Here is a 12,128-nt window from a genome sequence, read left to right as displayed (position 1 = left end):
CGGGTTCTTTCTTATATTAATAGCCCATATTAATAAACATCGAAAAGAAAAATGCAAATAATAGAATGACTCCAATAACAAGCAGAATAAATAAAGCAACAATAATCCATCCTAACACTTTTCTACCCGTCACTATAAGGTAGATACCTAAACCTAATAATCCGAAAACAAATCCTAGGATTCCCCAAAGTACCGGACTTTTCCCATGCTTTGGTGCATCTATAACCATAAATACTGTTATGGCGATACTTAATAATAAACCAATACCATACTCCATTTCTTCAACTGCCTCCTTCCCCTGCTCAAAAAACAACAGATACTAAATTTCTATACAATTTTAACGAAAATATGCGAATGGATTAACCCCAAATATTTGACAAAAATGGATTAATAGTCCATTACCAACCCTCCGGATCTTCCAAAACTTAAAAAGTACATAATTCCCATGCAAATTGGAAAATTTAAATAGAGGGAGGGAACCAATATGATTGGTGGACTTATTAAAAAACTGCTTGAACATAAAAAGATAAATACCCAGTTTAATGAAATATCGAATGCCAAAGATATTGAACTGAAGAAGCAATCGATAAGTCCAAACTTAGAAAAAATGATCGACATTTTTAATCATATCTATTCTATACCCTTAAATAAAGACGTGATCATTCGTACCATTAATATTGGCGGTTTGAATATCAAAGCTGCTACCATTGCCATAAATTCCATTTCTGATTATAAAATTATTGAAGAACATTTACTTTCACCATTGCTGACAAATGAAAATTCGGAAAAAGAAATTGAAGATTTAATAGAATTTCAATCGCTCGTTAAGATTCAGATGATACAAGATGCTATTGACAAAATTAATGATGGAGGCCTCATCCTCATCGTTGACGGATTTCCATTTGCCTATGGCATGACTGCTAGTGCAATGGCTAGCCGGCAAATTGATAAGCCAGAGAATGAATTAACTTTAAAAGGATCCAAAGAAGGATTTACTGAAAAGCTCAATGTTAATGTTTCTTTAATTAGAAAGAGAATTAAAAATGAAAGCCTCATTTTTGAAACATCTGTTATTTCAAAAAGAGCGAGAAATCAAGTTAGCATTGTCTATCTCAAGGATTTAACAAATGAAACATTACTTCTTAATATCAGGGAAAAATTAGCAAAGCTTGATGTAGATTCAATTCATAATATTGCCCTATTAGAGCAGTATATTGAAGATCGAAAAACTTCATTATTTCCTACAGTATTATATACAGAAAGGCCGGATCGCGCTGTTTCATATATTGATAACGGCTATATAGTTCTAATTATGGATAATTCTCCAGCTGCCCTTGTTGTTCCGGCTACCTTTTGGTCATTTTATCATACAGCTGAAGATCATTATATGCGATTTATTCCTGCTAATTTCACTAGATTAATGCGGATGATGGCAATTTTTATCACACTATTCATGTCAGCAATTTATGTGGCTATGACATCCTTTCATGCGGAAATGATACCGCACGATTTATTATTAGCGATTGCTGCCACGAGAGAAAGGGTGCCCTTTCCCGCGTTTGTCGAAGTATTTCTAATGGAAATTGCCTTTGATCTTATACGTGAAGCCGGGTTAAGGGTTCCAGCCCCAATTGGACCAACAATTGGAATTGTTGGAGCCCTAATACTAGGACAGGCTGCCGTACAGGCAAATATAGTTAGTCCGATTGTTGTTATTGTTGTTGCACTAGCGGGACTTTGTTCTTTTATTCTAGGTGATGTTAATATGGATTATTCTATCCGTTTAAGCCGCTACTTTTTTATAATGACTGCGGCACTATTCGGAATTTATGGGATGACAGCTGGCTTTGTGATAGGAATATTTTATTTAGTCTCATTAAAGTCCTTTGGTGTTCCTTATTTAGCACCGTTCACTCCGAGATATTTCTCATCAAATGACAGTCTTTTCCGAAGGCTGCTGCAAGACGAAGTGTTCAGACCAGGTTATTTAAAGCCTAAGGATATGAAAAAAAACTAGGAGAATGTTAATGGATCAATTAAAGGGACAAATGGGGATTAGGGAATTTTATGCCATTATTGTCATCACTGTAGGTACGAAGCTTGGAGATGACACACCTACAATTTTATTTAATCATTTAGAAACTGCAGCTTGGATGGCCCCTATAATCATTGGGGCAGTTTCCTTTTTCCCATTATTCCTGCTTCTTAAAACACTTAACTTATATGGAAATAAAAATTTAGCTGAAATCATTCTTGATTTATTTGGAAAATACCTCGGATTTATCATTCTATTTATTTTATTTGCGATTTTTTTCAGTGCCCTGACCATCGACTCTGCCACTTATGGAAATCTCATTTCAACGATGTATTTTACAAAAACACCTTTTATTATCATCCATGCCCTATCCATGGCCTTATGTGCCTACGGAGCGAAAAAAGGAATAAAGCATATCGGGTCGGTTTCATGGGCTCTTCTTATTTATATAAAAATCGCCCTTCTTGTAGTCTTATTGCTCCTGTTTGTCAAAGGTGAATCAAGCTTTATATTTCCAATCTTCGGACCAGGTAAGTGGGAAGTACTAAAACACAGCGTAACGCATTCATCCATTTATGTAGATTTATTTTATTTGGCTCTCCTATTCCCATTTATCTCTGAGAAAAAAAGTTATAAAAAAGGCATTTGGATCGGCCTTTTATTCGTAACAATTGAATTGTCTGTTTCCATTATGGGCTATGTCATGCTGTTTGATTACATTGGCGTGAAGATGATGAATTATGCTTTTCATGAAGCGATTCGTTATTTTGAAATTGGGTTTTTAATTAATGTTGAAACTTTCTTTTTTCCATTTTGGCTTGTCGCTGCCTTTCTCCGATTTACGGTTTATTTATATTTAAACGCTCTCATATTTAGTTATATTTTTAAAATCAAAAATTTCAATTATCTCATTCCAATCATGGCAACTTTAGCAGTAGTACTTGGATTGATTCCGGAAAGTCCCTCTTTTACACTTTTCCATTTACGAGAGAAATTGATCTACATAACGACACCGGTTTTTCTCATATTCCCTTTTGTGATTTGGATATTTGGAAGGATAAAAGGAGTAAAAAACAATGAAAACGTCTCAAATTAAACTTCTCTGTCCTTTGATTATCATAGTACTACTAAGCGGATGTTGGGATCAGAAGGAAATTGATCGGAGAGATTATGTTCTTGCGATTGGATTTGATAAGGCTGAAGATCAAGGGATAGAAATTTCCTTTTTGATTATAAATCCCGAGGTAGGCTCGGTTCAGATGGGTGGTTCCACGTCAGAACCTCCAACAGAAATTATTTCCTTTAAAACAAAGGATATAATTACAACTGAAAGTTTTGCAAATACCATTGTGGCAAGGGAAATTTCCTTTGATATGATCAGAATTATTATTGTTTCTGAGAAGCTTGCAAGGGATAAAGATTTTATTAGATGGATGTACGATGCCATAAAACTAAAAGACATTCGAAGAGATAATTTCTTAGTTTTCACAAAGGAAGATGCCCGTAAATTTATGGAAAATAATAAGCCAAGGCTTGAAACTAGGGTACATAAATATTTTGAAAATATTATTAATCGCGGAAATGAAACTGGTCTCATTCCTTTTTCTCAACTGCATACGTATTTAAGAATAACTGAGGCTGATGCCGACCTCTTTTTAGGTATTTATGCGACAACAGAACCCGATAAAGATGAGATTAATGAAATGAGGAATGAGGATAATATTTTTGCAGGGCAATTTAAGCCTCGGGGAAAAACGAACAAAACTGAGTTTTTAGGATCAGCTGTTTTTAAAGAAGGGAAAATGATTGGAAAACTTACAGGAGAAGAAACACGTATATCCTACCTATTAAATAATGTCGATCATGCCACAGATATGCTTGCTTCGGTTCCAGACCCATTTAATAAAAATTATAGCATGGGGGTAAGAATCTCCCAGCAAAAGGAAGCCGATATTCAAATGAATTTATTTGACAGGAATGGCACGATCCACGTAACTTTGCCGCTTATGATCGATGTATTATCAGATCATAGTATGGTAAATTACAATTCCAACAAAGAGAACCGAGAGAAATTAAAAAAACATATTGAAGATCAATTTGAAGGGAGAATAAATAATTTTGTCAGAAAGACACAGGAGGAATTCAAAGGAGAACCGTTTGGATGGTCATTAAACGCGAGAAAGGAATTTTCGAATCTTAAGGATTATCATAAATTTAACTGGATGGAAGCCTATCCAAATATGGATGTAAAAGTAACGGTTAAAGTAAAAATTATTGAATATGGGAGACAAAGTAAATTGCCAAGTCTTCATAAAGTGAGGGATTAAATTGAACATTTTTATTTTCTTATGGATAACCTTAGTGCTTATCCTCCTCTATTCACTTGGCTTTTGTATTTCACTTTGGAAAGAAAAGAATAAAATAGGAGCATTCGGGGTTTTCTTGTTAATAGGCGGAACAATTGTTGGATCCATTTATGGCTTAATATTATAAGGCAAAGGTGCCAGGCGCCACGGTACAACAACATCTAGTGTCTAATTAATGAGGTAGACTCTAGATGTTAGTTTTAGTGTGGAGCCAGGCACCTTATACAAGCCTCATTAGCCGTGGCAATCATAATATCTCAATTGGTTCCGTGGATTACTCCTAGTTCCTTCAAATATTGTCGATACGCAATACTCATTCTATCGCTTACTAGTGATAGCTCAACTTGTAAATCAAGCGGCAGTTCTTCTGGCTTTTGATTCTCAACTACTGGCTTGTCCTGAGCAAAAATTTCATCCTGGAACTTAATAATTTCTTCATCTGATAATCCCGTTTCGTAGTCGAATGAAAGAATTCCATAAGCTACAGATTTATCTTCCGTTTCCGGACGGATGGTTAATAAAATCGTCATATGTGTCCCATTTTCACGATCCTTCTTAGTGAATAGAACGGTTAAAGGACGAATAATTTCATATGTGTAATAGACATATTTCGGATTTCCAGAACCATCTGGATCAGGCTGATAAATGGCAATTTCGTCTGAGTATATTCGATTTCCCTCTTTATTTACGGAATAATCGATAATTTCACGATGAGATTCGTCTCCAAGGAACCCTTGATGGACGACTGCCAAATGGCCAACATCCAAGAAGTTTTCAACGATACGCGGTGGCTTGGCATTTACTTCCTGCGGTCCCCAAATGACATTGTGGTAATCTGTTGTTTCCATTTCTTTATAATAGAAGAAATCAGGATTATTATTAGCTAAGTTCACCCAAATAAATCCATATTTTTCTGTACAACCATAAGTCGTTGCCTTTGCCTTCTTAGGGATCGATCTGCCTTCCGGAAGCTGAGGAATCTTAACACAATCCCCATCATGATGAAACTCCCAAGCATGGTAAGGACAAACAAGACAATCATTCTTAACTTCCCCTAATGATAAGGCTGCCCCTCTATGAATACATAAATCTTTAAATGCATGGACTCCTTCACTATTTCTAAAAATAACGAGCCGCTCTCCCATCACAATTACTTGAATAGGCGTATTCTTCACATCAACAGAACGACAGGCAACAATCCAATCTTCTAGCAACACTTGATCTTGTATCATGTTAGTCCCCTTTATTTACGTATTTTCTATTTTCATTGTAATAAGATTATTATCATTGGTCAACTAAAAACACGAACAAATTTAATATTCTTCAAAAAAATGTTCGTTTTTTATATACAAACGCTTTTTTTTTTAATATAATCCAGTTGAAAAGGTTAAAAACGCGAATATCAAGGAGGAATACCGTTTTGGAAGGGAAACCAAATAATGGGATTATCATTGGAGTAGATGATAAAATTAGTTATGGAAAGGCACTCCTACTTGGAGCACAGCACGTGTTAGCTATGGATTTGTATATTGCACCAATCATCATTGCTGGCCTTTTATCTTTAGGAACTGAAAATACGTCTTTCTTTATTCAAATGTGCTTTCTAGCAACAGGGCTTGCTACTTTAATTCAGACAGGTGCAGGAATTAAGCTGCCAGTCGTACAGGGTCCTTCCTATGTACCAATTGGAGCCATTGCAGCTATTGGGGGAAAGCTTGGATTAGGAGCTATTGCGGGAAGTCTTATTCCAGGGGCACTGATCATTGCACTTCTAGGATATCCATTGAAATGGTTTGCAAAGGTAGTCAAAAGAATCATTCCTCCTCTTGTCGGGGGAACCGTTATTATCATTGTTGGGATTGCCTTAATGCCAGTAGGAATGAATAATATCTATATTGCACCAGGCAATGTAGGTGACAACATTATCATTGCTGCAGTTTCTGCAGGCGTACTGATCATTTGTATGCTTCTTGGCCGTAAAATGAATGGAATTGGAACTTTTTTCCGATTGATTTCTGTTTTAATTGCCATAGTTGCAGGAACGCTTACAGCAAGCTTATTCGGAAGCGTTGATTTCTCCCCTGTTAAGGAAGCCGCTTGGTTCTCATTGCCATCATTTCTTCCTTTTGGTAAGCCGATTTTTAATGTAAGTGCTATTATTACAATGGTTTTAGTTTATTTTATTATTTTAATCGAAACGACTGGAACGTGGTTTGTTGTTTCTACCGTGACAGGAAAAGAGCTTGATGAGAAGCGTTTAAACCGAGCTTCTGTTGGTGAAGGTCTTGGATGTTTTGTTGGTGCCCTATTTGGAAGCACGCCAATGACTGGTTATTCATCTAATGCAGGACTTCTTGCAATTACTGGAGTTGCCAGCAGATTAGCGATTATGGCTAGTGGACTTATCCTTGTCTGTTTAGGCCTAGTTCCAAAGCTTTCTACTGCTATCACTTGTATCCCTGAGCCTGTAATTAACGGTATCTTTGGTATCGTTTGTGTCGCGATTGTGACAAATGGCATGAAGGTCATTCAACCAATCATCATAGATGACCGTAATATGATGGTCATTGGGATCCCGATTCTTTTAACGATCGCAGTAACTGTTTTGCCAAAAGATGTGTTATACAGTGCACCTGAATGGGCAACATATATTTTATCTTCTGGAATTACAGTTGGCGCACTTGCTACTGTCATAATAAACTTAGTCATTCCGACTGGTAAAAGAAATTCTGCATCGGAACCTGTGAGTGAATAATCGATAATTTCGGAGGAACTAATTTTGCGATTAGTTCCTTTTTTTATACCTATGTTAGGGTATTGGAGCAGTTCTGTTCAAAACCCTAACATTGCACGCTTCAATGTTTGGGTTTTTGCCAAACCTTCTACAAAACCCTTACATTGGACATTTCTATGTTAGGGTTTTTGCCGGAATCCCTCTATAACGATAACATTAATCCCTGCTCGTCTAGAAATCTTACTGTTTCTTCTTCATAGAATTGATAAAAGGAGCGGACTTTTACGTTAAGTAACCGCTCCTTCCTATTTTATTTATTTTTCGTCTACTACTTTTGGATTTCCTCCCATTGCTTCATTGGATCTGCAATGGATTCATCATTAGGCATATGAATGATGTTGATTTCTCGTTCATTTCGTTCTTTAGCAAGATCAAGATAGATCATTTTTGATTTTCCAAGGCCAGCCTTTTCTGCGTCATCTACTGAGGCTGCATAATAAACAGTCTTAATACCGGCAAAATAAATTGCGGTTAAGCACATCGAACATGGTTCACCGCTCGCATATATGGTGCAATCACTCAAGTCCAATTTTTGAAGCTTTGCTTGCGCCCTTCTAATCGCCAATAATTCTGCATGTCCACTTATATCAAAATGAATATGAAGTTCATTTACTCCATCAGAAATAACTTCATTGTCTCTTACCAATACAGCACCAAACGGCTGGCCGCCCTGTTTAACATTATCCAAAGCTAATTGAATGGCTTTCTTCATAAATGTGTCCATGATAAAGACTCCTTTCTAGTACAAAACCTTATTTCTTACTAGCGTATCATATTAGCCCCCGTTTCGCCTACCAGGGCCGTCATCATCTTCCTTCTCGTACAGTTTGCTTCTACACCTACATTAGACGATATGGGAACCTTTTTCTGTTACGAGATTGTTTTTGTTCCAGGTTAGCTTCGACTCTTTCACCATTAATAAAATTTTCTAGTATTCTAGTCGTTGTGGGCTTCCTTTTTTAGGAAAAAATTATAATGAAAGCAATCCATGTAGAGTTCTTCCAACTCCTGTATTGTCGGGACCTTTGGGTTATTTGCCGGGCTTCCGCTTTCCATGGCGTCTTTGGCCATTTTGCTTATAGCTAATTGAAATTCTTTTTCATCTATTCCCCACCCTTTTAAATTGGGAATATGTAAGGTTTGACAAAGCTTTTTAACAGATTCTACGGCAAGATCTGCAGCCTCTGCATTAGAAAATACCTTTCTTCCCTTTGCAAAAATTCTCCCTAAATCTGCTAATCGATCAATACAGGAATCCTTGCTAAATTCCAATACAGCAGGGAGAAGCATCGCATTTGAATACCCATGCGGAACATGGAATAACGCCCCAATTGGTCTAGACATTCCATGAACGAGACAGACAGATGAATTGCTGAAAGCCATTCCTGCCTGAAGGGACCCAAGAGACATTGCTCCACGTGCCTTAATGTTGTTCCCGTCCGAATAAGCTATTTGGATATTTTCAACGATTAATTTCATTGCGGACAACGCAATTGTATCTGTCATTGGATGTGCCTTCTTTGAAAGATAAGCCTCAACTGCATGGCTTAGTGCATCAATGCCTGTTGCTGCTGTAACATGCTTCGGGGATGATAATGTCAAAAGTGGATCGACAATCGCTATTAATGGCATAAAGGCAGGCTGCTTAATCATCATTTTGACTTGGTTAGATGAATTTGTAATAACTGTCGCATCAGTTGCCTCGGAACCGGTTCCGGCTGTCGTAGGAATGGCGATATGTGGGATAGGAGGCTGACTCGCTATTTTCTTCCCTCCCATATAATCGCCGATATAACCACTATTAACAGCAAGTACGGCTATTGCTTTTGCGGTATCAATACAGCTGCCGCCTCCTACTGAAATAACGAGATCACAATTTTCTTTCTTAAAAATCCCAAGTGACTCTGCTACATATTGATCAGTTGGCTCCGAGTCAACACCAAGATAAATGGAGCTTTCAACACCACGATCCTGTAAATATTCTTGGCATTGATGAACGTAACCTAACCGATCCATGATTTTATCGCTGACAATTAATGCCCTTTTCCCTCTTGATGAAGCTTCTTGCCCTACTTTTTCGAAAGATTTTTGACCATAGATAATGGTTTGCGGCGCTCTAAAAAACTCGTAATTTTCCATCCTGCACTCTCCCCCTGCTTTGTCCTATACTTCATTAAACGCTCAAACTATGTAAAGTATGACAAGGTGTAACTCCGGAATTATTGCTTATAAGCTAATTACCATTGTGAATAGGATATAGAAAATACTGAATTATCAAACATTTACTATTTTAACACTCATTCTCATATAAAGCTGAAATTTTTTGATTTTCTTTCCAACAAACTATTTAATAAAATTTCCTTTGACAGGATAAAGAATTAGGTATATATTCATATTATAGTATATTCAAATAATCAAATATACCAATATATTAAGATACTAAAAATAAAGAAGGGGTAATATGAAGCAAGAAAAATGGTTTTTTACTGGCAGATATAAAGGGTATTCTCTACAAGGCTTCCAAAAGGATCTTTTGTCTGGATTAGTTGTAGGTGTTATTGCCATCCCTCTAGGCATGGCATTTGCTATTGCATCAGGAGTCAAGCCTGAGTATGGAATCTATACAACTATTATTGCGGGAATCTTAATTTCCGTAATTGGGGGATCAAAATACCAAATTGGCGGTCCAACCGGGGCTTTTATCCCGATCTTATTCGGAGTTGTTATTACCTATGGCTATGAAAACCTTCTTATTGCAGGATTTTTGGCGGGAATTATCCTCTGTTTAATGGGTGTATTTCGGTTAGGGGCATTAATTAAATTCATTCCAAGACCTGTTACGATCGGATTTACATCGGGAATTGCTGTCATTATTTTCACAGGGCAAATCGCCAATTTTCTTGGACTACAGGGCGTTAAGCAGCATGAGTTATTTCACGAAAATATTGTAGAGATTTTTAGTCATCTTCAAACGATTAATATCTTTAGTGTGTTAACCGCTGGCATTTGCTTAATAATTATTATTCTCACTCCTAAACTATTTCCGAGAGTCCCAGGCCCTTTAATTGGGTTGCTTTTATCAACGATTGTTGCCTCCATCTTTTATCCTGGAGAAGTTGCTACAATCGGATCTACGTATGGGGATATTCCAAGTACTTTACCACAGTTTTCCCTTCCGGACATTACTTTGGACAAAATCGTTCAGCTAATTAGACCTGCTTTTGTCATTGCCATCCTTGGTGCGATTGAATCCTTGCTCTCAGCCGTTGTAGCGGATGGGATGACGAACAGCAAACATCACAGTAATCGTGAGCTTGTCGGTCAGGGTGTGGCCAATATCATTACTCCATTATTCGGAGGGATACCGGCAACAGGCGCAATTGCCCGTACAGCTACCAATATAAAAAATGGAGCAGTATCCCCTTTCTCTGGGATCATCCATGGGTTCATGGTATTATTAATACTAGTACTCTTTGCTCGGTATGCTTCAAGCATTCCGTTGGCCAGTATGGCGCCGATATTAATGGTTGTTGCCTGGAATATGAGTGAAAGACATGTATTCTATCATGTACTTAAGACAAAAACAGAAGATTCCCTCGTCCTGTCTGTCACCTTTCTATTAACCGTATTTATTAATTTAACGGTAGCAGTTGAGGTCGGGTTATTATTAGCCGTCATTCTATTTACGAAACGAATGAGTGACATAATGGTCACTGCTAAAGCATTGCCAGATCATAAGAACAAGCACGAAAAGGTACGAACCCATATGGTCACAGATACTAATGATTGTCCGCAAATAAGTATTTACAATATAGAAGGTCCTTTATTCTTTGGCGCGGCGCAAACCTTTTCACAGACCATAATGAGCACCATCAATTATAAACCAAAAGTGTTGCTTCTAAGAATGTCAAAGGTTCCATTTATGGATACTACTGGAGAGGCTTCTTTAGCTAACATCATTAAGGACTTTTCCAAGCATGGCATTGTCTTAATCTCCGGATTAAGGCCACAGCCGATGAAAATGATGCAAAAGACTGGCTTATTCGATGCAATTAGAGAAGATCATTTCTTCGAACATACAGGCGAAGCGATTGATTATGCATTACAAGAATTAAATAGAGAGAAATGCCTAGGCTGCAAACACTTTGCCTTTAAGGAATGCACTGCGCTATCCTCCAAGGCGCATACGGGTAAAAAGGCATTTACTTCATAAAACTGCACTAAATAAAGAGGGGTTATTCAAATGAACCTTGAAATGCAAAAATTCAAAGCAGATTTCTTTAAAGCTTTAGCCCATCCGCTTAGAATACGAATTCTTGAGATTCTCTCAGATGGAGACAAAAGTGTAAATGAAATTCAATCAATCGTTGGAAGTGAAGGTTCTGCTGTATCACAGCAGCTAACAGTGTTACGATCAAAAAATATTGTAACTGGTACAAAGGATGGAAATCGGGTGATTTATTCATTAAGAGATCCAATGATTATCGAATTGCTTCAGGTGGCAAGGCAGATTTTTAATAATCATCTTGTGGATGCAATTTCAATGTTGGATAAATTATCAGAGATGGAAAGCAATGAAGAAACAGACTGACACAGCTTTTAGTTGCTGTGTTTTTTTCATAGTATAATGTGAATCTCAATCAGTGTTATAGACTGTGAACCTGTAATAAAACAAAGAATAATTCCCTTCCGGTGGATAAAACTAAGGCAGACCTTTTAAATAGAAATCTCATCCAATCTTATGTACAATGGACATTATACTTAGTGTCCCTAAATATAATAAATAATCATTTGAGTGTTACACAGGGGGAAATGATATTGAGCAAACATATAGTGGATGAAACTCTTCCGAATAAGATTGGGTCCGATAAGATTTGGACGCGGGATTTTATTTTGATTGTTATGTCCAACTTTTTTATCTTCCTTGGATTCC

10 protein-coding genes are annotated in these 12,128 nt (G+C 37.1%); 6 read left to right on the top strand and 4 right to left on the bottom strand.

Annotated features, from left to right (window positions below; translation table 11 throughout):
• Nucleotides 1-16: 16 nt before the first annotated feature.
• Nucleotides 17-277, bottom strand: coding sequence for a hypothetical protein (locus V7127_RS21450; RefSeq protein WP_335348394.1), 261 nt, complete (start codon nt 275-277; stop codon nt 17-19).
• Between the two features lie 207 nt (nt 278-484).
• Between V7127_RS21450 and V7127_RS21445 the strand changes: the two genes are divergently transcribed.
• The 3 genes from V7127_RS21445 to V7127_RS21435 are packed head-to-tail and all read left to right on the top strand — an operon-like array spanning nt 485 to nt 4,362.
• Nucleotides 485-2,017 carry a spore germination protein gene (locus tag V7127_RS21445; RefSeq protein WP_335353586.1) on the top strand — a complete coding sequence of 511 codons (1,533 nt, stop codon included), beginning with the start codon at nt 485-487 and terminating at the stop codon, nt 2,015-2,017.
• A gap of 10 nt (nt 2,018-2,027) precedes the next feature.
• Complete coding sequence (locus V7127_RS21440) at nt 2,028-3,131, top strand: GerAB/ArcD/ProY family transporter (RefSeq protein WP_335348392.1); 1,104 nt, start codon at nt 2,028-2,030, stop codon at nt 3,129-3,131.
• The gene (locus V7127_RS21435) at nt 3,112-4,362 is read left to right on the top strand and encodes a Ger(x)C family spore germination protein (RefSeq protein ID WP_335489460.1); all 1,251 of its coding nucleotides are present in this window, start codon (nt 3,112-3,114) and stop codon (nt 4,360-4,362) included. The genes V7127_RS21440 and V7127_RS21435 overlap by 20 nt, the downstream gene beginning before the upstream one ends.
• 296 nt (nt 4,363-4,658) lie before the next feature.
• Here the strand turns inward: V7127_RS21435 and V7127_RS21430 are convergent, their stop codons facing one another.
• Nucleotides 4,659-5,633 (bottom strand): aromatic ring-hydroxylating dioxygenase subunit alpha, encoded by a 975-nt coding sequence (locus V7127_RS21430; RefSeq protein ID WP_335347280.1) that lies wholly within the window; start codon nt 5,631-5,633, stop codon nt 4,659-4,661.
• 188 nt (nt 5,634-5,821) lie between these two features.
• On the opposite strand from V7127_RS21430, the gene V7127_RS21425 reads away from it, so the two are divergent.
• Nucleotides 5,822-7,156 (top strand): uracil-xanthine permease family protein, encoded by a 1,335-nt coding sequence (locus V7127_RS21425; protein WP_335489456.1) that lies wholly within the window; start codon nt 5,822-5,824, stop codon nt 7,154-7,156.
• Between the two features lie 307 nt (nt 7,157-7,463).
• On the opposite strand, the gene V7127_RS21420 is transcribed toward V7127_RS21425, so the two are convergent.
• Both V7127_RS21420 and V7127_RS21415 read right to left on the bottom strand, forming a co-directional pair.
• A complete protein-coding gene (locus tag V7127_RS21420; RefSeq protein ID WP_335489452.1) occupies nt 7,464-7,919 on the bottom strand; it encodes a nucleoside deaminase in 456 nt (151 codons plus the stop codon).
• 212 nt (nt 7,920-8,131) lie between these two features.
• Nucleotides 8,132-9,334 (bottom strand): iron-containing alcohol dehydrogenase, encoded by a 1,203-nt coding sequence (locus tag V7127_RS21415; RefSeq protein WP_335489449.1) that lies wholly within the window; start codon nt 9,332-9,334, stop codon nt 8,132-8,134.
• A gap of 322 nt (nt 9,335-9,656) precedes the next feature.
• Here V7127_RS21415 and V7127_RS21410 point away from each other — a divergent pair, with 322 nt between their 5' ends.
• The gene (locus tag V7127_RS21410; RefSeq protein ID WP_335489446.1) at nt 9,657-11,408 is read left to right on the top strand and encodes a SulP family inorganic anion transporter; all 1,752 of its coding nucleotides are present in this window, start codon (nt 9,657-9,659) and stop codon (nt 11,406-11,408) included.
• 30 nt (nt 11,409-11,438) lie between these two features.
• The gene (locus tag V7127_RS21405; protein WP_335347275.1) at nt 11,439-11,786 is read left to right on the top strand and encodes an ArsR/SmtB family transcription factor; all 348 of its coding nucleotides are present in this window, start codon (nt 11,439-11,441) and stop codon (nt 11,784-11,786) included.
• Nucleotides 11,787-12,128 lie beyond the last annotated feature (342 nt).

Origin of the sequence: Bacillus sp. JJ1773 (assembly GCF_036962035.1) — a bacterium.
GTDB lineage: Bacteria > Bacillota > Bacilli > Bacillales > Cytobacillaceae > Cytobacillus.
The sequence above is the reverse complement of the archived record's forward strand: the minus strand, read 5'-3'. Positions and strand labels throughout refer to the sequence as shown.